At 27.5% G+C, this 23296-nt stretch carries 22 protein-coding genes and 1 riboswitch; of the genes, 10 read left to right on the top strand and 12 right to left on the bottom strand.

Going from position 1 to position 23296, the window contains the following annotated elements:
- Nucleotides 1–32: 32 nt before the first annotated feature.
- Complete coding sequence (locus tag ACRC8M_RS10440; protein WP_438529071.1) at nucleotides 33–1310, bottom strand: ArsB/NhaD family transporter; 1278 nt, start codon at nucleotides 1308–1310, stop codon at nucleotides 33–35.
- A gap of 17 nt (nucleotides 1311–1327) precedes the next feature.
- Complete coding sequence (locus ACRC8M_RS10435; protein ID WP_438529070.1) at nucleotides 1328–2251, bottom strand: CBS domain-containing protein; 924 nt, start codon at nucleotides 2249–2251, stop codon at nucleotides 1328–1330.
- Nucleotides 2252–2439: 188 nt separating this feature from the next.
- Between ACRC8M_RS10435 and ACRC8M_RS10430 the strand changes: the two genes are divergently transcribed.
- A complete protein-coding gene (locus ACRC8M_RS10430) occupies nucleotides 2440–2799 on the top strand; it encodes a hypothetical protein (RefSeq protein WP_438529069.1) in 360 nt (119 codons plus the stop codon).
- A 65-nt stretch (nucleotides 2800–2864) separates the two neighbouring features.
- Here ACRC8M_RS10430 and ACRC8M_RS10425 read toward each other — a convergent pair whose 3' ends face one another.
- Nucleotides 2865–4550 (bottom strand): DUF2207 domain-containing protein, encoded by a 1686-nt coding sequence (locus ACRC8M_RS10425; protein ID WP_438529068.1) that lies wholly within the window; start codon nucleotides 4548–4550, stop codon nucleotides 2865–2867.
- Nucleotides 4531–5085: a LemA family protein gene (locus tag ACRC8M_RS10420; protein ID WP_438529067.1), complete on the bottom strand. Its 555-nt coding sequence runs from the start codon at nucleotides 5083–5085 to the stop codon at nucleotides 4531–4533. The genes ACRC8M_RS10425 and ACRC8M_RS10420 overlap by 20 nt, the downstream gene beginning before the upstream one ends.
- A gap of 216 nt (nucleotides 5086–5301) precedes the next feature.
- On the opposite strand from ACRC8M_RS10420, the gene ACRC8M_RS10415 reads away from it, so the two are divergent.
- A complete protein-coding gene (locus tag ACRC8M_RS10415) occupies nucleotides 5302–6708 on the top strand; it encodes a hypothetical protein (RefSeq protein ID WP_438529066.1) in 1407 nt (468 codons plus the stop codon).
- An 83-nt stretch (nucleotides 6709–6791) separates the two neighbouring features.
- Nucleotides 6792–8186 carry a hypothetical protein gene (locus ACRC8M_RS10410; RefSeq protein WP_438529065.1) on the top strand — a complete coding sequence of 465 codons (1395 nt, stop codon included), beginning with the start codon at nucleotides 6792–6794 and terminating at the stop codon, nucleotides 8184–8186.
- A gap of 32 nt (nucleotides 8187–8218) precedes the next feature.
- On the opposite strand, the gene ACRC8M_RS10405 is transcribed toward ACRC8M_RS10410, so the two are convergent.
- Both ACRC8M_RS10405 and ACRC8M_RS10400 read right to left on the bottom strand, forming a co-directional pair.
- The gene (locus tag ACRC8M_RS10405) at nucleotides 8219–8509 is read right to left on the bottom strand and encodes a winged helix-turn-helix transcriptional regulator (RefSeq protein WP_438529064.1); all 291 of its coding nucleotides are present in this window, start codon (nucleotides 8507–8509) and stop codon (nucleotides 8219–8221) included.
- Nucleotides 8510–8622: 113 nt separating this feature from the next.
- A riboswitch (cyclic di-GMP riboswitch) is annotated at nucleotides 8623–8698 on the bottom strand.
- A 119-nt stretch (nucleotides 8699–8817) separates the two neighbouring features.
- Nucleotides 8818–9018 (bottom strand): cold-shock protein, encoded by a 201-nt coding sequence (locus ACRC8M_RS10400; RefSeq protein WP_297431734.1) that lies wholly within the window; start codon nucleotides 9016–9018, stop codon nucleotides 8818–8820.
- Nucleotides 9019–9236: 218 nt separating this feature from the next.
- Between ACRC8M_RS10400 and ACRC8M_RS10395 the strand changes: the two genes are divergently transcribed.
- Together ACRC8M_RS10395 and ACRC8M_RS10390 are read left to right on the top strand one after the other, a co-directional pair.
- Nucleotides 9237–10631, top strand: coding sequence for a hypothetical protein (locus tag ACRC8M_RS10395; protein WP_438529063.1), 1395 nt, complete (start codon nucleotides 9237–9239; stop codon nucleotides 10629–10631).
- 86 nt (nucleotides 10632–10717) lie between these two features.
- Entirely contained in the window at nucleotides 10718–12112 is a 1395-nt protein-coding gene (locus ACRC8M_RS10390) for a hypothetical protein (RefSeq protein WP_438529062.1), read from the top strand.
- Between the two features lie 41 nt (nucleotides 12113–12153).
- On the opposite strand, the gene ACRC8M_RS10385 is transcribed toward ACRC8M_RS10390, so the two are convergent.
- Together ACRC8M_RS10385 and ACRC8M_RS10380 are read right to left on the bottom strand one after the other, a co-directional pair.
- Nucleotides 12154–12897 carry a transporter substrate-binding domain-containing protein gene (locus ACRC8M_RS10385; protein ID WP_438529061.1) on the bottom strand — a complete coding sequence of 248 codons (744 nt, stop codon included), beginning with the start codon at nucleotides 12895–12897 and terminating at the stop codon, nucleotides 12154–12156.
- A gap of 18 nt (nucleotides 12898–12915) precedes the next feature.
- Nucleotides 12916–13686 (bottom strand): MetQ/NlpA family ABC transporter substrate-binding protein, encoded by a 771-nt coding sequence (locus ACRC8M_RS10380; RefSeq protein WP_438529060.1) that lies wholly within the window; start codon nucleotides 13684–13686, stop codon nucleotides 12916–12918.
- A gap of 378 nt (nucleotides 13687–14064) precedes the next feature.
- Here ACRC8M_RS10380 and ACRC8M_RS10375 point away from each other — a divergent pair, with 378 nt between their 5' ends.
- The 4 genes from ACRC8M_RS10375 to ACRC8M_RS10360 all read left to right on the top strand — a co-directional run bounded on the left by ACRC8M_RS10375 (nucleotide 14065) and on the right by ACRC8M_RS10360 (nucleotide 18181).
- Nucleotides 14065–15108, top strand: a complete 1044-nt coding sequence (locus ACRC8M_RS10375; RefSeq protein ID WP_438529059.1) for an iron-containing alcohol dehydrogenase family protein — start codon at nucleotides 14065–14067, stop codon at nucleotides 15106–15108.
- Nucleotides 15109–15118: 10 nt separating this feature from the next.
- Complete coding sequence (locus ACRC8M_RS10370; RefSeq protein WP_438529058.1) at nucleotides 15119–16282, top strand: aminotransferase class I/II-fold pyridoxal phosphate-dependent enzyme; 1164 nt, start codon at nucleotides 15119–15121, stop codon at nucleotides 16280–16282.
- 4 nt (nucleotides 16283–16286) lie between these two features.
- Nucleotides 16287–17303, top strand: coding sequence for a PTS transporter subunit IIC (locus ACRC8M_RS10365; protein ID WP_438529057.1), 1017 nt, complete (start codon nucleotides 16287–16289; stop codon nucleotides 17301–17303).
- 131 nt (nucleotides 17304–17434) lie between these two features.
- On the top strand, nucleotides 17435–18181 hold the full coding sequence (locus ACRC8M_RS10360) for a MipA/OmpV family protein (protein WP_438529056.1): 747 nt from the start codon (nucleotides 17435–17437) through the stop codon (nucleotides 18179–18181).
- A gap of 21 nt (nucleotides 18182–18202) precedes the next feature.
- Here ACRC8M_RS10360 and ACRC8M_RS10355 read toward each other — a convergent pair whose 3' ends face one another.
- The 3 genes from ACRC8M_RS10355 to ACRC8M_RS10345 form a co-directional block, all read right to left on the bottom strand.
- On the bottom strand, nucleotides 18203–18805 hold the full coding sequence (locus tag ACRC8M_RS10355) for a DedA family protein (RefSeq protein WP_438529055.1): 603 nt from the start codon (nucleotides 18803–18805) through the stop codon (nucleotides 18203–18205).
- 15 nt (nucleotides 18806–18820) lie between these two features.
- A complete protein-coding gene (locus tag ACRC8M_RS10350; RefSeq protein WP_438529054.1) occupies nucleotides 18821–19354 on the bottom strand; it encodes a hypothetical protein in 534 nt (177 codons plus the stop codon).
- Between the two features lie 98 nt (nucleotides 19355–19452).
- A complete protein-coding gene (locus tag ACRC8M_RS10345; RefSeq protein ID WP_438529053.1) occupies nucleotides 19453–20043 on the bottom strand; it encodes a sigma-70 family RNA polymerase sigma factor in 591 nt (196 codons plus the stop codon).
- A gap of 297 nt (nucleotides 20044–20340) precedes the next feature.
- Between ACRC8M_RS10345 and ACRC8M_RS10340 the strand changes: the two genes are divergently transcribed.
- On the top strand, nucleotides 20341–21852 hold the full coding sequence (locus ACRC8M_RS10340; protein ID WP_438529052.1) for an ABC transporter substrate-binding protein: 1512 nt from the start codon (nucleotides 20341–20343) through the stop codon (nucleotides 21850–21852).
- Between the two features lie 40 nt (nucleotides 21853–21892).
- Here ACRC8M_RS10340 and ACRC8M_RS10335 read toward each other — a convergent pair whose 3' ends face one another.
- Nucleotides 21893–23296 carry a Sapep family Mn(2+)-dependent dipeptidase gene (locus ACRC8M_RS10335; RefSeq protein ID WP_438529051.1) on the bottom strand — a complete coding sequence of 468 codons (1404 nt, stop codon included), beginning with the start codon at nucleotides 23294–23296 and terminating at the stop codon, nucleotides 21893–21895.

The raw sequence follows: 23296 nt of genomic DNA, 5'->3' as shown, positions 1-23296 counted from the left end.
TTACTAGAGGGTATTTTAATTTATCCTATTTTTTACATATATCTTAATTTTAGATAGATTCCTGCTACTACTAACGTTTGAATAGCTATTAATGCACCAAACTTTAAGAATTTCACAAAATCTATTTTACATCCTGATTTTCCTGCTACACCAACCGCCACAACGTTTGTTGCAGAACCAAGAATAGAGATATTTCCACCTAAACATGAACCAAAAGATAATGCCCACCAAAGTGCATCTGTATGAACTCCTTTAAATGTAGGAGCCATAACATCTATAATCTTTGAAACTGTTGCAGCATTAGCAACATTTCCAATTATTGATGTAAATAATGCCGATAAAGTCATAATAGACATTGTTGCAAACTCAAAGTTTCCTTTAGTCAGTGCAATCATTTTGTCACTTACCATGTCTATTACATTTATTTTTTCAATTCCTAATACCATCATAAATAATCCGATAAAGAAGAACAGAGTATCCCACTCTACATGCTTAAATATATCTGCTGGTTTTCTTTTTGCTATTGTTACAAGTAAAAATGCTCCACTTAAAGAGATTATTGCAAGACCTTTATTTATAAAGTTATTTAATACAAATCCCAATATAACTAATGTAAATATTACTCCTGCTTCTTTTAATAACTTTTTATCTTTCAAAGTTCTGCTTGGATTCATCTCCATAATTCTAGCTTTTAACTCTGTTGAAACATGGAACTCTTTTCCGTAGATAAAATAAACATTTACTAGTAATATTACCATTGATATTATTGAAACTGGTGACGTATTAAATAAAAAATCGTTAAATCCTAATCCACTTTCATGACCTATGATCAATTGAGTTGGATCTCCAATTAGTGTTGCTGTTCCACCAATATTTGCTGCCATTATCTCTGTTATTACAAATGGAAATGGATTTAATTTTAATTCTCCTGCTAGTAATATTGATATTGGTGCCATTAGTAAAATTGTCGTTACATTATCTAAAAATGCTGAACAAACTGCTGTTACAATGGCTAGGAAAACTATAAGTAAAAATGGCTCTCCTCTAACAAATTTTGCTAATGTAATAGCAAACCACTGGAACACTCCTGTTTCAGATATCAGATGAACCATTATCATCATACCAATTAATAAAAATAAAATCTCTAATCTACTTGCTACAGCGTGTAGTGCTTGTTCCTCATTAAAAATACCTACCATTGACATAGCTAGTCCACCTAGCATTGTTGCCCATGCACCAGGTACCTTTTCTGTTATGATACAATAGAACACTGCTATAAAAATACCAAGCCCTAATATTAAGCTTAACATAAACCTTCACTTCCTTCTTATATATGTAATATTTTTCTTATAATATCTGATCTTAAAATAATTCCAAGATACTTTCCACTTTCAACAACATATATTCTCGTGACACCACGGTTCATAAATAAATATGATACCTCCATTAATGAAGCCTCTTTATCTACTGTTACAACACCCTCTCTTCTGTAAAGCTCTTCAATTGTTGTTGTTTTTTCATTTATTAGATAGTTTTCAAAAGGCTCTCCCACAGTCATAAAGTTTAAGTCATTTAAAATAGTTGTGTATTTAGGCATTCCAAATGCAATCAACTCTCTTTCTGTTATCTCTCCCAAAAAGTTATCATTCTTATCTACTACAGGAATTCCACTAACTTTTTCCATTATTATTACTTTTGCAATGTCCTCTAATGTATTAGTTTCTTTTACTGGTTTTGGTACATTAGTCATTAAATCCTCTGCTGTAATATTATGATCCACTTCAATATTAGCAGCTTCTAATATTTTTATAGTTTCAACTGGATTTTTTTCTTCAATTATTCTATCTAAAATAACTTTATTTTTTATAGCTAATTTAGATATACCTGACATTATTTTCAATATTTTTTTACCTTTTAAAACATCAGCTATTACAAGAACAACTATCTTTAACTCTTCCTCTCTATTATCAAGAGTTTTTACCATAACAGGTTTTTCTGGAAATCCGATTGCTACTAAAATATCATCATAATGCTCTAATCTTGCGTGTGGTACTGCAACTCCATACCCTAAATATGTTGATGCTTCTTCCTCTCTTTTTAAAACAGCCTTTTTCATAACACCTTTTTCATTCTTCAATGATTTGTTATTTTCAACAAGTCGATCTAAAAGATTTTCTACCAATTCGTTAATGTTATTTCCTTTTATGTTTGGAATAATTACTTTTTCCGATAGATAGCTAGACAGCTTCATTGGAACACCTCCGTTTTTTTACACTTATTTATCTTTTGTTCATTTTTAGTATAGCACATTTTTTCAAAAAGTAAATACCCTTTGAATCGTCGGTCAACTTTTTTTTTTTAATTTTTTTGAAGGAACCCCTTTTAACTATTAGTATAATAGATTGAAAAAAATAACTTATTTTAAAAGGAGAGATTTATATGAAAAAATTATTGGCTATGTTAGCTCTATCTTTAGCAATGGTAGCTTGTGGAGAGAAACAAGACACAACTCCAAATGACCCTAACCCACCTGTACAAACTACTGATCTTGCTCAACCAACTGATTCTCAAACAGCAGATAATGCTAATCGACCAGTTGAAGCTATCGAAGAAACTATTGAAGAGCAAATTACTCCTGTTACTCCAGCAGAGATTAAAGCTGCTGAAAATGCTGCAACGAAACCTGGAGTTGAAGCGGTTGAAGAAACTATTGAAGAACAAGTTCAAGAGGTTGTTCCACCTGCAACTGATACACCTCAGGCTCCTATAAAAACTCCTGAAACTAAACCAGCTCCATAAAATATTCCAATTATAAAAAATACAGGCTTTTATTAGAGGCCTGTATTTTTATTGAGATTTTTTATTTACCAGCTTCCGCCTCCGCCTCCACCAGCTCCACCTCCTGATGAACCTCCACCCATAGATGAACTACCTCCACCAAAATTACTTGGAGCTTTTGGAGCTGACAACATTGTATCGTTAAATGCAGATAAAGAGTTATTAAAGCTTCCCATAAAAGCACCTAGTACAAAAGCATTCCCCATATTAGAACCGCCATACCACTGAGGAGGCTCAACTACAAGGTCCTTAAATTTATCTGCCCAAATACTACTGACTCCTAATACTATTGTATAAGGAAGTATATTATAAAAATAACTTGGATTTTCTTCTAATAACATCTCTAATTTTCTTTTTTCTGCTGTTTCTAAAAATCTTTTAAAGCCAAGTACTTTTCCTAAAATTTCATTTCCATATTGTGTTCTGCTCTTTATTTTTCCACTTATAGCTAAGGTTACTAATACTGATACTCCACCTAATATAATAGTTATAGTAGTATCTAATCCTGCACCTGTACCAAAGTAATAAAAGTATCCGAAACTAGCAGCTATTATAAATAAAATAGATGTTCTAACACTACCTCCAGCTCTTAAACTTTTAGAGCTGTATAGAGTTTTTTTACTCATAATCAAATCTATCTCTAAAATTTCTGCAGCTTTATCAATATGTTTATAAAATTTATTTCTTAAATCTTTAATATTTAATCTGTTTGATGAATTTTTATATGCAGCTAAAGCATTGTACATATATTTTTCGAACTCTTTCTCTGTTTCTATGTTATCTTTTAAGAACTCTATTTCAAATTCATCCTTTGTAAATAATCCACCTTTTTTTAACTCATTAATTTTTAAATAACCTTTATTTGCCCAATAAAAAATTAAACTTGTTAAATCTTTAGAATGAATAATTCCATCTATATAATACCCAATTTCTGTTGGTGTTAGATTATCTGGAGGATAAAATTCCACACTTTGAACAACACTATCTCTATCTTTATATTTTTTTAAAAGACCAAATGCCATTCCTGGAATAAGAAGGTATATTAGATATAAGACACCTTTAAATATATAATAAGTTATTTTTTGATCTTGGAAATCAAAATAACCCTCTGGGAGTGGTAAAGCTATTGTTACACTCTCTTTTGGATTTAAAACAACTGTTGTATAACCACTTATTATATTTCCGTTCACACTCCATTTAATTCCATTAGTATCTGTACTTCCGTATTTTCCTAAAGTAAAATTTACTTTATTACTATCAAAATTTTTAGGTAACTCTATAGAAAATTCAACTTTTTTTATAGTTGTATCCCAATCATTTCCAATTAAATTATAGTAGACCTCATCATAACTAGAGTTTCTATCCCAACCTATATTATAGATATATTTTACTACGTAATCTTTTATTCCTGTTAAATATCTATTTGGATCTCCTAATCTCAAGTAGATATAATTTCCCTCATCTTTTGCAGAAGTTTGAACATTTGTCTGTATATTTGTAACTTTTATCTCTTTCCCATTAAACTCCTCTGGAATTACTCTATATATTCCTCGTCTTGGCTGTAAAAAATCCACTCTTATATTTTCATCAACACTATAGATATTTTTATCATCTATTTTTATATTTATCTTGTAGTTATCAATTATATATCCCGCATCTGCAAAAATAGATGTAACTAAAAGAAAAAATAAGCTAAAACTGAACTTTAACATTCTGTCTTTCCTCTTCGTTTTCAACTTTAAAGAATGGATATTTCTTAAATCCAAAGTTATTAGCCACTATAACACTTGGAAATGTTTCACACATTGTATTATAAACTCTAACACTGCCATTATAATATTTTCTTGCTTGTAAAATATCCTCCTCTATTGCCACTAATTCACTTTGTAACTTCATAAAGTTTTCATTTGCTTTTAGTTCAGGATAATTTTCTGTTAGAGCAAATAGTTTTCCCAAAGCACCTGTTATCATATTTTCATTTTCTATTTTTTCTTCTGGAGTTGTAGCAGTCATATATTTATTTCTTGCTGCTACTACAGCTTCCAATGTACTACCTTCATAATTTTTATACCCTTTTACAGTTTCTACTAAATTTGGTATTAAATCATATCTTTTTTTTAAGTACGCATCAATTGTTGAAAAAGCCTCATCTACAAAGTTTCTTTCTCTAACTAACTTATTATATACTCCTATAACATAACCAATTAAAATAACCAATAAAATTATAAATACTATTCCTAAGATCATAATTTCCTCCATATTATTTTTTTCCTTTTATATATTATACTATATTTATTTTTAAATCCTTATGAAAACTTTTTATTTGGAGGCTTTTTACATGAAGAAAAAAAGTTATAATTTTTATAACTATCTTTTTATTTGTAGAAAAATTTTATAACCCTTTTATGTTATTTTTTAAAATTCTTCATATTTTCTTTATCTTTTTTTTATGATATAAGTTAAATGGGGGTGGTTCAAATCAATACAACAAATATTAATATTTTAACACTTTTCTCTCAAGGAGACTTTTCTTTAGAGGAGCTTTCTCTCTATTTAAATTTAGAGAAAAAATCTATCTACAAGAATATCAACTCTATCAACTCTTTTCTAAAGGATAAAAATCTTCCATTAATTAGTTTAACTGAAACAATTTATTCTTTAAAACTTTCTAAATCTGAATGGGAAAATCTTTTTAGAAGAACCGATTTTATTACTAGTGATGAGATTATAGATTATCTTTATCTTAAATTTATACATAATGGCTTCATTAACTTAGAATCTGAAAAAAAAATCCTAAATATATCTAGAAGTTCTATTATTAGATATTTTAATAATATAAAAAAAACACTTGAAACGAATGGATCTCAATATGAATATATCATTGGAAAAGGATTGAAGTTAACATTTTTAGCTCAAACAGATAAAAATATTTTTTCTAAAAAACTGATAAAATTTTTTATAAAATGTGATTTTTCTTTAAATCACTCTATTTTTATAATAGATTTAATTAAAGATTATAATATCAATAAATTACTCAATAATTTATATACTATTTTTAAAGATCTAAATCTACCAACAACTCATTTTATTATATCATTTTTATGCTCACTATATATTTGTATAAAAATTTTTGGAGGATTTGATTTAAAAAAAGACTATGATTATAGTAGCTTTTCTGACATTGAAAAAATTATTAAATTCAATTTAAAAGATTATGATATTGAATATCAACAACAAATATTTTATTTTATAATATCTTTAAAAAGAGATGAAATCAATTTTGAACCTAATACTTTAAGCAAAGCTTTTAAAACTATTAAAGAAATAAAAGAAAAATTAAATTTAAACGATTTAAATCCACTTTTAGAAAAAATGTTATTAAAAAAAATTTGTTTTTCTATTTTTAAATACGAAAATCATATTTTTAAAGTTAAAAATGTTACCATAGATAGCAAAGAAAATATTTTACTAAATATTTTAGAAAGTATTTTAAAAAAATATAATCTTAATCTATTTTTTTGTGATAAAATTTCAATTACTCAAATAATTGAAAAAGTTATTATTGAACATAATAAAACTTCATTTAAAAATATTTTATTACTTTTTAATGAGGTTATTATTTTAGATGATGATTATTTAAAAGATTCTTTATATAGTCATAATAAAAAGTTTAATTTCCATATAGAACCAACTTTTTTCTATAAATTAAATCCAGAAAATTATGAAAATAAATATGATTTAATTTTAAGTGACGAACCTAATTTAAATTCAAAAATAATTGTAGTTAATAGTTTTAATTCTATACAAATTCTCTTGGCTATTTACAATCATATTTTTGATAAAACTATTGAAAAATTTTCTTATAAATAAAAAATTTCATGCTTTTTATTTAATTTTTTATATATAGATGATATACTATATTAATAGTATTTAATTGACGAAGGGAATAAAAAATGAAAATAAATATCAATACTAATCATATCAGAATATATAAATTATTAAACTTTATTCCTGATAAAAATATAGATTTTATTTGTCACTTCTTAAGAATGAATAAACAAAATGTTATTTTATATATAAAACAAATTTATCAATTTATAGAAGATAAACAACAAAATATTTTATTACAAAATATGGTTGATGAGATTACAAATAACGAATCTCTTTTCAAAATTTTAAAACAACACCAGACTTTTGCTAAAGAGGACCGAATATTTTATATTATCCTAGTTTTACTTAAACATTATGATTTAAATCTAAATTTAAATCTAAACACATTGTCCTCTATTTTTAATATATCTAGAAGAACACTAAGTGATGATTTAGTATCTGCTAAAAAATCCTTAGAGTTTTATAATTTAAATATCTGTAGTATTCCTAGTAAAGGTGTCAGTATTTCAGGAGATGTAGCTGATATTAAAAGTTGTTTTCTTTCATATCTTTTTAAATTTTTAGTTGAATTTGAAGAATTACCACTTTTAATGTCCGAAGATTATTTAAATTTTTTTCAACAAAAAGTATCTGAAAAAACTACTCATGAAATTGATTATTTTCTTTACGCTTTCGACTTGGATATTTTTGCTAATAATAAAAAAATTTTAGGTAGTGTATATCGAATATATTTAGATGAGAATTGTTCTGAAGATATCTCTATGTTATCTTTAGATGAATTTAAAAAATATTTTTCTGATGTTTTCTCCTTAAAGCACATGGAAAAAGCATATACCTTTTTTAAAACTTCTACTTTAGGAAAGTTTCCTTTAAAAGATATCAATGTTTTTATTCTAACTTTAAAATTTTGTGCTGGAGCTTTAAAAGAAAGAAATATACCTCTAGATAAAGAGTCTCATATACTCATTAAGCTCTTTTCTAAATTTATGTCTATAAATCATTTTCAAAACGGTTATTTTGAAAGATTTAATCATAGAATACATATTGCAAGTAAAGAGAGTTCTTTTTTATCAATGTATGATCTTTCATTTCTTAGTTTAAATTTAGATAGTAAAGCAAAAGATGAGTGTTATCAACTTTTTCTTGAATTAAGAAAAATTTATTTTAATATTCAGTTTTCAAATATTATCTTTCTTTATCTTTGGAATTCAAATAAAAATACATCTTCAGAAATTACAAATACAATAGTTGTTTTTAGAGATCTTCCTAGATTTTTACATCCTGTTATTAAAAATCTTTTTCTTTTAAAAGAAAATATTCACATATCTCACTTTATTAAATATTATGAGTTAGATACTTATCTTCTACATGAAGAAGTGTCCTTAGTAATTACTTTTGAAAATTTAAATCTAAACTCTAACTATCCTTTTATTAAGTATTACCCTTTACCAATATAAGTATAACCTCTGTTGAAAGAATTTCACAGAGGTTATACTTTTAATATTTGTATTAATTTAATTTTACTACATAAATCTTTTCCTATTTTTGTTGGATGAAGTCTAAAAACTTTTTTATTATCAAATACTCCATATTTTTGAACCAAACTTTCCTCTTCTAATCTTTTTATACAAATAGAAATAGATCCTTTTGATAAATCTAATCCTTTAGTCAATTCACACATAGTTATTCCAGGATTCTCATTTATTGTTCTTAAAATCTTTTCATGTGTAGAATTAATATGATATTTTCCTAACTCTTTTTTTATTTCTGTTTTATACATAAAATAACACCCCTAATAGATTTTATCTATACATATTATTATAGATATTACCTCTTTTTCCTTTTTAAATTTATTCTTAAAAAAAAAAACACCTATCCCTTAAGTTAAAAGATAAGTGCAACTGGCTACCATTTTACAGGCCCTATAGCTTTGCGTCCTATGATTTCTCATAGTTTGCCATATAATTTTCTATCCTAATTATATCCTATTTTTACCGTTTTATGCAATGTTTTTTTTACAAAATGCTCTATACAAAAACAATAAAAAAGACGGATATCTCCGTCCCTTATATATTTTAGGACTAGGTATTAGTTCGCTTGAACTTCTTTTGCTAAAGGTCCTTTATCTCCACTTTCAACTCTGAAAGAAACATTTTGTCCCTCTTCTAAAAATCTAAATCCATCTCCTACAATTCCAGAAAAATGTACGAAATAATCTTTTCCTTCCTCACAAGTTACAAATCCAAATCCTTTCTCTTTGTTAAACCATTTTACAGTACCTTTTGTCATTTCTTTATTCCCCTCCGTGTTTATAATACCTTTTGAATTTTAATTAATCTCTTATATGTTCTTATATTATCATATATAATTTACAAATTAAATATTCCATTTTTTCTTTTTCTAAAAGCAAAACTGATATATAATCATATTTTTTTTCTTTTTTCGTTCACTTCTATTTTAATTCGTATCTATATATGATAAACTATTACAATCGGGGGTGGTATAAAATGAATACAACAGCTACTAATATTTTAAAAGTATTATCTCAAACTGAGATGTCTATAGAAGATATGCAACTGTATTTTAATGTTGAAAAAAGTTCTATTATTAAAACAATTTCACAACTTAATGATTTTTTAGTTTCAATAGATTTACCTGTTATTTCCAAAGATGATAATTTCTATTTTTTAAAATTAACTTCAGAAGAATTAAAAATTTTATTTGAAAATTTTACAGTTCTGACTACTGATGAAAAAATAGATTATTTATTTATTAAATTTATTTCAACTGGTTTTTTAAATTTGGAAAGAGAAAAAGAAATCTTAGGCATTTCAAGAAGTACTATTCTAAGATCTTTTCAAGTCGTCAAAGATGAATTTTTAAAAAATGGGACTACTTATGAATATTGTCATGGAAAAGGACTAATTTTAAAAACCCTTTCTAAAAATGATAAAAATCTATTTTATAAAAAACTAATGAAATTTTTTATTGAAGAAGATATTCTTGTTCCAGTTAGAAAAAAGCTTTTAGATTCTATTAAACTTTTTGATACAAAAAAAAGATTATCTCAACTTTATCCTATACTTAAAAATTCTAATATCTCTATAAATTATTTTTTGCTCTCTTTTATATGCTCTTTAGAAGTTTGTATACACATTTTTGGTGGATTTAATTTTGTAGATAATTCAAATTTAACTTTAGATAAATTTAAAGAACTTCAAAAAAATATTAATACATTTGGTAGTGATTTTGATGAAGAGTTTAAAAATCAACTTTGTCATTTTTTAACATCTCTTTCTTGTGAAAAAGGGATTTTAGAAACATCTATTACGGATATTTGTAGAACTTTAACTGATTCCATCAAAAATAAATTTCAAATAAAAATCTCAAACAAAGATCTTGAAAAAATGTTATTTAATAAATTATACCTTTCATTTTTTAAATATAATAATAAAATTGTAAAAATTATTAATGTTTCTTTTAATAAACCACATAAAATAATTTTAAATAAACTCGACGAAATTTTAAACGACTTCTCATACAATCTCTATTTAGTTGATAAATTTATGATTGTATATGTTATTAGAAGAATCCTCATGGATGAAAATTTTTCAAATATAAAAAATGTTCTTCTACTTTTCAATGAAGTTGTTGCAGTTGATCAAATCGTATTTAAAAAATCTTTAAAAAAATTTTATCCACATATAACTTTTGATATTGAGGCAACTTTTTTTCATAAAAAAGATGTTGTAGAAAGTCATAAAAATTATGATATAATTATTAGCGATAGCAATATTGTACCCAATGTAAAAGTTGTTGAGTATTATAATACTATAAATATTCATACTATTTTAGAAGACCATGCTTTAACAAGTGGACTAAAGAAATTAAACACTATTTAAATATTCAAGAACACTTTTCAAGTGTTCTTTTTTATGTTCTGTTCCTTTAAAATATATGTTAAACTATAAATGTCGGAGGTGATTAAATGAATACAACAGCTGCTAATGTTTTAAAAATTTTATCTCAAACTGAGATGTCTATAGAAGATATGCATCTGTATTTAAAGGTTGAAAAAAATGCTATTCTAAAAACAATTTCTCAAATTAATGACTTTTTAGAGTCTATTGATCTACCTAAAATTGAAAAAAAAGAGGATATTTTTTATTTAACACTTACTAAAAAGCAATGGGAAGTACTCTTTAACAATTTTAATGTTTTAACTGTAGAGGAAAGGGTGGACTATCTTTATATTAAATTTATTGCCCATGGATTTTTAAATTTAGAAAAAGAAAAAGAGATTTTAGATTTGTCTAGAAGCACTATTCTTCGATGCTTTCAAAGTGTTAAAGATGAGTTTTCAAAAAATGGGACTCGATACGAATATCTTCATGGAAGAGGACTTTTAATAACTGAACTCAGCTTTATTGATAAAAAAAACTTTCATCGAAAACTTATGAAACTTTTTATTGAAGAGGATATTTTAGTTCCTCCATTAAAATCTCTTCTAATGGATATTAAAAAATTTGATACTAAAACTAGACTATCTCAAATTTATCCTATACTTAAATTTTCTAATATATCTGTTAATTATTTTTTACTTTCTTTCTTGTACTCTTTAGAAGTTTGCTCTGAAATTTTTGAAGAATCTCTATTTAGAAATGAAAGTTATCTTAAAACTAAAGAGTTTAATCATATAAAATCATTAATTAATAAATATGGTAGAGATTTTAATCCTAAATATAGGGATGAATTGACTTTCTTTTTAACTACCCTGATTTTAGATTATTATTTCTTAGACAAAGATAATAAAGTAAAAACCTTGAAATTTTTACATATTTTAAAAAATGAATTTAAAATATCTAACTTAAATTCAGAGCTGGAAGATATGCTTTTTCATAATATCTACCTTGCCTTATTTAAGTTTAAAAATAATATCGTTGATTTTAAAAATACATATTTTAATGAAAATGAAAAAGTACTCTTAAATAAATTGGATTTTATTTCAAAAAAATACTCTTATGAATTCTTTTTAGCAGATAAATTTTCTATTGTTTTTGCTCTAAAAAGAGCTCTAATAGAGGATAATTTCAACAATATAAAAAATGTTTTATTTCTTTTTAATGAAATAAATGCAAACCACTATACTCTATTCAAAAAAAGTTTAACTCGGTTAGCTCCAGATATAAAGTTTGATTTAGAGGCTTCTTTTTTTCATAAAAAAAATATATTAAGAAATTTTGATGAATATGACCTTGTTATTAGTGATGAAAAGATAAATCATAATGTTTTTGTTATAGATTTTTATTGTAATTCAAAAGTTCAAAATATTCTTGAAGAAAAGGCTTTCTGTTTAGGAGTCAATAAATTTTGTAAAGAGTAATTAAAAAAGGTGGTCTTATAAAATAAAACCACCTTTTTTACTTACTTAACCTTATATTTTTCTTTTAATTTTTCAATAGTTCCATCATTTACTAACTGAACTAAAGCTTCATTTATTTTATCATAATCTTTATCATTTTTTCCAAGAGCTATAGCTTTGGGTTCTCCTTCTAAAATACCAACTAATAGTAAATCTGAGTTATTTTTAACATACTCCTCTGCTACACTTTCATCTAAAACAATTCCATCAATTTGACCATTTTTTAAAGCCAATAGAGCTGATGTATTATTTTGAAAAGGAACCACCGTTGATCCTAAAATATTTTTAGCTGTATTTTCTTTTGTCGTTCCTAATTCTGCTCCATACTTTTTATTCTCCAAATCATCCATCCCTTTTATAGGTTTCTTTTTATTTGTTACAAATGCCACCTTTGAAGTAAGATAAGGAGATGTAAATTGAACCATCTTAGCTCTTTCAGGAGTAATACTCATTCCAGCTATAACCATATCTATTTTTCCAGTTTGTAAGGCTGATATTAACCCTCCAAACTCCATATTAGCCCACTTATATTGATACCCAAGCTTTTGAAATATAGCTTCTATAATATCTGGATCTAATCCCACTATTTTTCCATTCTCTAAATATTCAAATGGTGGATATTCTGCATTAGTTCCAATTACAAAAACTCTCTCCTTTTTCTCTTGAATTTTCTCCTCTTTCTCTCCACAACTAAAAACAATAAATGCGATTAATACTATAAAAATTCCTTTTAATATATTTTTCATAAAGACCTCCAAAATAGTTTAGAATAGAGGGATTATTCCTCCTTTATACTTCTCCAATATAAAATTTCTAACTTTGTCACTCCTTAGAACCTTCATTAAAGTTTCAATTTCTTTACTATTTTCATAACCTTTTCTTACTGCCACAACATTTCCATAAGCACTCTCTTTTCCTTCAACAACTAAAGAATCCTCTTGAGGTGATAACCCAGCATCTAAAGCATAATTACAATTTATCACTGCTAAGTCCACATCATCTAAAGATCTTGGTAACTGAGCAGCTTGTAGAGAAACAACCTTTAATTTTTTAGGATTTTCAACTATATCAAACTCTGTGGCCATAAGGTCTTTAGGATTGGATAGTTTTATAACTCCATTGTTGTGCAGTAAAATTAGTGCTCTTCCAGCATTTGTTGGATCATTTGGAATGGCTATTTTATCTCCAATTTTTAAATCATCCACACTTTTATATTTTTTTGAATAAGCTCCTAAAGGTGGCACATATATATCCTCTAGAGGAACTAAATCTAGATTTTTCTCTTTCGTGAAATTAGCTAAATACGGTTTATGTTGAAAAAAATTTGCATCTAAAGATCCATCTGCTAAAGCTAAGTTTGGCATAATGTAGTCTGTAAATTCAATAATTTCAATGTTTAGCCCCTCTTTTGCTAAATCCTCCTTTACCTCATTTAAAATCTCCCCAGCAGGTATTGGAGTAGCCCCAATTTTAAACACATCCTTTCCAAAAACAAAATTTGAAACAATAATTAATAGCAGTAATGTTCTTTTCATAAAATACCCCCAACTATAAATGTTTTAAAAATGATAATAATTTTTTATAGTTTTGTCAATATTTTTTTATTTTATTTTTTTTAAAAAAATATTTTCAAAAAAAGATTTACAACCCTATTTTTTTATGTTATATTTATGCAAATAAAAAAAATTGGAGGAGATTAAAAATGTCTTTAAGAAAAGTTAGGGCTATGTTTTGGTTTATGTATTATTTTAAAACTAAGGTTTATATCTAGAAATTATAGATATGAGCCTATTTGTATTAAAAAAATATAGGCTTATATCCCAACTAACTTTTTAAAGATTTATTGTTTAAAGCTTTTGGGAAACCAGAAGCTTTTTTATTTTATCTAAATTTATGAACTGGGAGGAAATTTTATGGAAAAATCTATTTTAACAGAAGTTTATATGGATAGTAACATTTGGAATGTTTTAGGTAAAGAGATTCAAAGCTATAATAATATTTTAGTTATTCATGGGGAAAAATCCCTTTTATCAATTAAAAATGAATTTTTTAAAACTTTAGAAGATAAAAAGTTTCATCTAGTTCATTATGGAAATGAGTGTTGTCACACTATCATTAACTCCATTTTAGGTAATTTAAAAAATAATACTTATGATTTAATAATTGGTATAGGTGGCGGTAAATCTATTGATGCTTCAAAAGTTATGATGGATAAATTAAATCTACCACTTTTTACAATCCCTACCATTGCTTCTACATGTGCTGCAGTTTCATATATTTCAGTAATGTATGAAGAAAATCATGTATTTCAGGAACTGTATTTTTTAAATAGACCACCCCATAAAACCTTTATAAATTTAGATACTTTAATTGCTGCCCCTAAAAAATACTTATGGGCTGGAATCGGAGATACGCTAGCTAAATATTACGAAATGAATTTAAAAGCTCGTGGAAAGAGATTGAATTTTAATACTACTATGGGAGAAAAATTAAGTCATCTTTGTAAAGAAACAATGTTAAATTATGGAAAGCATGCTCTTTCTACATCAACAGTGGATAATGATTTTAAAGAAGTTGCTGGAGTTATTCTTGTAACAACTGGTATTGTTTCAAATCTTATTGATTTTAAATATAACGGAGCTTTAGCTCATGCTATTTTTGATGCTTTAACTAAAATTAAAAGAGTGGAGGAGGAACATTTACATGGAGAAGTAGTAGCTTTGGGTATATTAATTCAGCTTCAACTTGAAGGCAGTCACGAAGAACTTAATACTCTTTTAAAGTTTTATAAGGAGATTAATCTTCCAACTACCCTTAAAGAGATAGTTGTTAAAAATGAATACCTTGAGAAAAAAGAGGAGATTATTGATAAAATTTTAAACTCTATTGCTGATAGCGAAATACCAATTAAGTTTACTAGAGAGGAGTTTATAACTATTTTAGAAGGAAATTTATAGGGGGTATAAAATGGATGGATCAAACTTTTTAGCTAAAAGATTTCAAAATAAAGAGGAAACAACTTTTAAATCTATTGATGAATCAGAAAAAAATAAAATTATAAATTTAGGAATTGGAGATTTAGATATTCACACTGATAAAATTATTATAAATTCAGCTTTTCAAGATGCACTAAATGGCCATACTCACTATACTGATCCTTTAGGAGATTTAGAACTTCGGGAGGAGATTATTAAATATCATAAAACTGAGTTTAATAACTACAATGTTGATCTTGATGAAGTTATTGTTTTATCAGGAGCTTGTCATGGAATGTATTTAGCATTACAAGCTACATTGAACGAGGGGGATGAGGTTATCGTAATTGCACCATTTTTTCCTGTTTATGTGGATCAAATAAAGGAGGCTAAAGGAAACCCAGTTATTGTTCATACAAGTATTAAAAGTAACTATCAAATTGTTAAAGAGGATTTAGAAAAAGCTATTACAAATAAAACTAAAGGGATTATTATAAATACCCCTTCTAATCCAACAGGAGTTTGCTATTCTTTACAGAGTTTAGAGATTGTCAGTGAATTGGCTAGAAAATACAATCTACTTGTATATGCTGACGATATCTACGATTTTTATGATTACTCTAATAGTTTTATTCCAATTTATACTTTGGATGGGATGAAAGAACGAACTATTTCTGTTTGTAGCTTTTCTAAAAATTTTGCTATGACTGGTTGGAGAGTTGGTTACAATATTGCACCTCAGGCTATTGTAGATACAATTAGAAAAATAAACGAGATTATCGTCTATAGTGCTTCGGCCATATCTCAAAGAGCAGCTCTTGCAGCTTTAAAAAATAGAGAACATGTGAAAAATAGTGTTGTCCCTCTGTATAAAGAAAGAGTGGAGTACAGTTTAAATAGAATCAATAACATCACTGGTCTAAAAGCTTTTGCTCCACAGGGAGGAATATATATTTTTATAGATATCAGTGAAACAAATCTGAACTCTATTCAATATTCAGATTACCTTTTTGAAGAACTAAAAGTTAAAGTTATTCCAGGAAAACCTTTTGGCGATGATAAAGCTATTAGAATAGCTTGTTCTAATAGTTTAGAAATTTTAAAAGAAGCTTTTGATAGAATTGAGACAAATTCAATAGACAGTATGGGAAGGTGAAAAAATGAAAATAAAAGAGCTATTGTTTAAAATATTAAATGGTATGAGTTTAGGGATTGTTGCTACTCTTATTCCTTCAGCAATTCTTGGTGAGATTGCAAAAAGTCTAAATTTAGCAGGTATATTAAATTTAACAAGAATATCTACAAGTCTACTTCCTTTTGCAATTGGAACGGGAGTTTCATACCAATTAAGCTTCACTCCTCTAGAGAGTATATGTGTTTCTGTGGCTACTTTTATTGGATCAGGTGTTGTATCTTTTGTAGATGGGAATATAGTTCTAAGTGGAACAGGGGATGTTGTTAATGCAGGTGTTACAGCCTTTATTGCATCTTTAGCTATCTATCTTTTTAGAGATAAAGTGAAGGGGTTAAGTATGGTCACTCTTCCTATACTAATTTCAACTGCTGTTGGGTGGATTGGTTTAAACCTTTTACCTTATGTTAGTAAAGTCAATGGAGCCATAGGTCTTGCTGTTGAAGAAGTTGTTAAAATGCAACCTCTTTTAACTGGAGGAGTTATAGCTATTATATTTTCCATTCTTATTATTTCACCATTTTCTACTGTTGGAATAGCTCTTGCTGTCAATCTTGGTGGGATCGCTGCTGGTGCTGCAAACCTCGGAGTTTGTGCTGCAGCCTTTGGTCTTGCTCTTGCTGGACTTAAGGTCAATCCTATTGGTATAACTTTGGTGCCTGTTTTAGGTTCTGCTAAAATACAAATGGCTAACTTTGTTAAAAATCCACTTATTATCATTCCCATTGTTATCAACGCTTTTACATTAGGAGTTTTAGGAGCTCTATTTAATATTAAAGGAACTGCTTTTAGTGCTGGTTTTGGAATTAGTGGTTTAATTGGACCAATTAATGCTTTAAATCATCTATCTTGGAATTTAAAAAATATACTTCTCGTAGTTACTTTATTCATTATTCTACCAATTGTTTTTGGGTATATTTGTAATTTTATTTTTATAAATAAGTTAGTTTTAATTAAAGAGGAAGACTATAAAGTAACTATATAGTTGAAACCTCAGTTCTTTGAAAAAAAGTGCACTTTTTTTAACATTAGATTTCTATATTGTACTTAGTTTTAAAACTATATATTCTATGATATAATTGTTCCGTTATAAATCTATATATTGGGAGGAACATTATGAAAAAAATTATTTTTGGAATTTTAGCCATGACTTTATCTACTATGGCTTTGGCAGAGAATAGATATGGCGTAGGAGCTGGGGTTGGAGTTTCTAACAGTATCTACAAAGGAGCTGAAGACAAAGCTTATCCTGTACCGCTTTTAGATGTTAACTATGGCAACTTCTATATCAAAGGAATTACTCCTGGATACTTCTTCTTTAAAGGCGAAGATCTGTCTTTATCTGTATTTCTTGACCCTTTAGCTGGTTTCGCTGTTAAAGCTAAAGATATGGGAGATGGATATACTAATATTGATGATAGAGATTTCCAAGCTATGGTTGGATTAAGAGCTGATCTTAATACAGGAATTGCTGGAATTAGGACAGGAGCTTCTGTTCAGTTTGGTGAACACGGTTCTGAAGCAAAATTAAGTGCTTTTAGACCTTACAACATCAATGATAAATTCACTTTAGTTCCTGGAATTCATGTTAAAGGATTCTCTGGAGATTATGCAAATTACTACTTTGGTGTAACATCAGACGAAGTTATTAGATCAAGTAATGACAAATTAACTAAAGAATACAAAGCTGACACTGCATATTCAATTGGAGCTAACTTATCAGCTGAATACAAATACAACGAAAAGGTATCTTTCATAGGAATTTTAGGAGTAGAAAAGTTTTCTAGCGAAGTTACTGATTCTCCTGTTGTTAATGATGATCCTCTATTTATTGCAAGTATTGGAGCTAAATACTTCTTCTAGTAAAAAAAGACTAACTTTTTGTTAGTCTTTTTTATTTTTTCTCATTTTTAAAATTTTGTAACCTATATAAACCAGTGTTAATAATATTACTAAATATTTATATCTAACTATATATGTATTTATAATATGCTCATAGTCTTTATATAAAGTTCCTACACTTACCATAAAAGCAACATATATTCCCGCTCCAAGTCCTGTAAAAATGCTAAACTTATAGACATTCATCTCTAAGATTCCAGGAGGAAAAGATATATACTGTCTAACTACTGGTATAAATCTTCCTAAAAACACTATCAGTTCTCCCTTTTTATCAAATAGGCTTTCCATTTGAACCAATCTACTTTCATCTAAAAAAAGGTATTTTCCATATTTTAAAAGAAGACTTCTTCCTAAAGTTCTTCCAAGAAAATAGTTTAAACCCGCTCCACCTAAACTTCCTAAAGTTCCTGCTAATAGTACTGGTATAAAACTCATCTCTTTAGTTCCTATTAGATATCCTGCTGGAAGCAGAGCGACTTCTGAAGGAAAAGGGATAAATGAAGATTCTAAAAACATCATTATAAAAATTCCAAAATAACCTAAACTCATAAAAAACTCACTAGCTTGTTTTATTAACTCTTCCACTTTTTCTCCTTCTATCTAAATTATAATAATATTAAGTAGTTCTAATAACCGCTCTTTTTCTACCTCTGTTATCTCTCCTCTTAAAGTTATTGTATGACCATACTCTTTTTCAAGATTTTCAAATTTTTCATTTAAAATATTTTTTACATTTATCTCCTGTGAATAAGGAAAGTCTATTACACAGTATGTTTTATTCTCAGTATTTTCTACCACATTATCTAATCTATTTTGTAAAGCTTTATTGTATGTTTTAAAGGCTTCTCTTACCTCAAATTCATGCTCTTCTTCTAACTCTTTTGCCTTTTTCTCTCCAAGTTTTGTCAATTTATAATAAGTATGGTTTCTATGTTTAACAACTACATTAGCTTCCTTAGTTTTATACTCAACCATTATATTTTCAACTCGTTCTAATATCTTATCTTTAATTAATACTCTTATACACTCTCTCACTTCATTTTGATTTTCAAGTATCCGATTAGCTAATTTTGATATAAATGTAGGTCCTATTTTATAGATTGTTAATACTATTTTTTTCTCTAACGCACTCATATTTACTCCTAGTTTTTCTCATATTATACCATAGCTCCGATAAAAATTTAGTAAATAAAAAGGATGAAAGTTTTCATCTTTCACCCATTATTATTATATTAATCTCTAGTATACTCAGATAAATATCCTAGAATTTTTTTTCTTACCCTTTGAATTGCATTATCTATTTTCTTAGAAGGTTCTTTTAACATCTCTGCAATCTCATTATATTTATATTGTTTACAAGTATAGAAAAATACCTTTTTCTCTAAAGGTGTTAAACTACTATTCAAAAATTCTCCTAACATCTCTACTAGTTCTTTCCCTATAAGAATATCCTCTGGAGAATAAAAGTTCACAGATGGTTTTGCATATTGAATTAAATCATCTAAATTAATATCCTTATCTCCAATTATCGATGTATTTAACTTTTGGTTTCTATTTGAATTTGATGATTTTACTGCTGTTATAATCTGTCGTTTTATACATAGATTTGCAAAAGTACTAAAACATACCTCTCTTGTTTCGTCAAATGATTTTACTGCCTTCATAAGACCTATATACCCCTCTTGAAGTAAATCATCAATATCTCCACCTTTTATGAAAAAGTTTTTACTATTTCTTAAAATATCATTTTTATATCTTAAGAAAACCTTTTCCATTGCTTCATCATCACCATCTTTTGCTAACATTACATCTCTTTCATCCATTTAGTCTGCCCCCTTAACTATTTAACGGTAAAAAAAGTAAAATTAAGCTCACCCCTAAGCTGTAAAAATTTTTAAGTGTCTTGACTTATGAAAAAATAATACCATATTTTTCTTTAAATTTAAACGTTCCATTTTTTCTTTTTCATTCATATTCTTTGAAATATATAGTAACATTCTAATACAAAACTCTTTTTTGATAATTTTTTTTCATTTTTTAGATGTTTTGAAAATAAAATTTGACATAGTTAATTTTTTTTGATACTCTTATTTAAATAATTAAATACTAAAGGGGGCTTTATGAAAAAAATATTTAAATTATTACTAATAGTTACACTTTTTATTAGTTGTGGAAAAGAAAAAGACTCTGAAAAACAAGTGGCAGTACCTAAAAATAATAAATTAGTTTATACTCAAAGTAGTGAATCTGTAACCCTTCACCCACATGAAGCTACTGATGTCTATTCTAGAAGAATAATTTCAAATATTTTTGATAGACTTATTGAAACTGATGAAAATTTAAATATAGTTCCTGGATTAGCTGAAAGTTGGGAACAACTATCTCCCACTGAATTAAAGTTTAATTTAAGAAAAGGGGTTAAATTCCAAAACGGAGAGGAATTAACTTCTGAAGATGTAAAATACACTTTAGAAAATGCTAAAAAATCATCTAAAGTTGGAACTCTTTACTCAGCTATTGATAGTGTTGAAACTCCTGATAAGTATACAGCTATTGTTAAAACATCTGCTCCATCAGGTTCATTAATACACCATTTGACACACATAACAGCTTCTATTTTAAATAAAAATTATTATGAAAATACAAAAGATGTAAACCATGCTCCTATGGGAACTGGAGCATATTCTTTAGCTGAGTGGAAACCTGGATCATATATGATATTAAAAAGAAATGATGAGTATTTTAGAGGTAAACCTGCTATTGAAATAGTTGAAGTCAAAGCAATCCCAGAAGAAAATAGTAGAGTTATTGCTATTGAAACTGGGGAGCACCATATTACAGGAGATATTGATTCTATTGGTAGAAAAATTCTTGCAGATAGAAAAGATATTAGAGTTGAAGAGATTAGTTCTCTTGGAGTTGGATACTTAGGTATCAATACAGCTAAGGGTGCTCTTCAAGATAAAAATGTTAGAAAAGCTATTGCAATGGGAATTAATAGAGATATCATCATTGAGTCTGTTTTAAGTGGTGCTGTAGAAAAAGCCAATAGTATCTTAGGTCCTGGAGTAGTTGGATATTCTAAAGAAACTACCCCCTTTGATTATAACCCTGAAGAAGCTAAAAAACTTTTAGAAGAATCTGGTTATAAAGATTTAAGTCTAACTTTAGTTACAAGTAACAACGAACTTAGAAAACAAATGGCTGAAATTATACAAGCTCAATTAAAAGATATTGGAATTGATATAAAAATTGAAATTTTAGAGTGGGCTGCATTTTTAACTACAACTGGAACAGGAAAAAGTGATCTGTTCATGCTTGGATGGTCAAACTCATCTGGAGATGCTGACTATGGTATTGGTTCTGTTCTTCATAGTAGTATGAAAGGGTCTTCTGGAAATAGAAGTTTCTTTGATAATCCTACTTTTGATGCTCTTTTAGATAAAGCTAAGGTTGAATTAGATCCCACTAAAAGATCTGAACTATATGCTCAAGCTCAAAATATTATGAATGAAGAGGTTCCTGTTTTACCAATCTACTTTATGCCTGCAAGTGCTGGTATCAGAGAGGAAGTTAAAGGCTTTGTTCAGTCGCCTATTAATAATCCTACTTTTTATAAACTATCATTTTAATTTTTCTAAATAAAAAACTACCTCAAAAGAGGTAGTTTTTTTATGCTAATTCTAAAACTCCTAATGCGTACATTAACATTCCTTGCTTTAGCATATCTATATCCATTTTTTCATCAAAACCATGAGGATTCCCTCTGAACTCTTTAAAGTTTGGCCCAAATGCAACTGTATTTGGCATAAGTTTTGCATATGTTCCCCCTCCTAAAGCTACAGGTTTATCATCTCTATCTGTTACATCTTTAAAGATTTTTTGAAGTTTTTCAACTAGTGGATGTTCTTTAGGAAAATATAGCGGTGGATTGTGATTTTCTTTTACAAACTCTATCCCATTCTCTTTTCCTATTTTATTAAGCATAATATCTAATTGTTTTTCATTAGTAGTCACTGGGTATCTAATATTAAATTTAACATATATTGAAGAATTTTTTTCTGCCATTATCTTTACAATACCGCAACTTAAAGTTAAATCTCCTGTTTCTTCATTTTTAGTTTCTATATTTAATCCACTTCCATCAGTTTCTATACCAACAACTTTATCCATAAAATTAACAAATCTCTTTAACGAATCTTCCTCAGATATAACTCTATTTAGGAATCTAAATAACCACGTTATTGGATTCACGCCTCTTTGTGGAGAACTTGCATGGGCTGGTATTCCTTTACATATAACTTCTAAATAGCTTCCTTTTTCTAAAACTTCAACTTTACATGGAATGTCTTTAAATTTTTCTAACTCTTTCAGAATTTTTTCAGATAAATCTTTTTTTAAAAATACTTTAGCCTCTTCAGGAACTACATTTGATCTTGTTCCTCCCACTATATCTAGTATTGAAGTATTTTCCTTTATGAAGCTATCTTTAAAAGAGAATGTGTAGATTCCTTTTTCTGAAAATACAACTGGAAACTGCCCATCTGGAGTAAACGCATATTTTGGTGGTTTTTCTTTAGACAGATAATATTTAATGTCCTCATCCCCACTCTCTTCATTTGTTCCAAATATTATTCTAACTCTATGATTAAAACTTGGAACACACTCTTTCAAAGCTTTCATTGAATGTAGTGCTGAAATAATTGGTCCTTTGTTATCTAAAGCACCTCTTGAGATCATATTTTTCCCCACTATCTCTCCACTAAATGGTGGCACACTCCACTTTGAATGTTCTCCCTCTGGTACCACATCTATGTGACCTAAAACTCCTATATACTCTTCTCCCTCTCCAAACTCAGCATAACCAATATAGTTATCTAAATTTACAGTTTTAAACCCTAGATCTTTTGCTATTTTTAATGTTTCTTCCAAGCCTTTTTTTAACCCTAAACCAAAGGGAGCACCAATGGTGCTCTCCTCTTTTACAGTTTTAATTTTAACAATTTTTTGGATATCTTTTAAAGTCGCTTGAAAGTGTTCATCTATATAGTATTCTAGAGTTTTTCTAGTATTCAA

The sequence above is a fragment of the Cetobacterium sp. genome (genome assembly GCF_051653945.1).
GTDB lineage: Bacteria > Fusobacteriota > Fusobacteriia > Fusobacteriales > Fusobacteriaceae > Cetobacterium_A.
The sequence above is the reverse complement of the archived record's forward strand: the minus strand, read 5'-3'. Positions and strand labels throughout refer to the sequence as shown.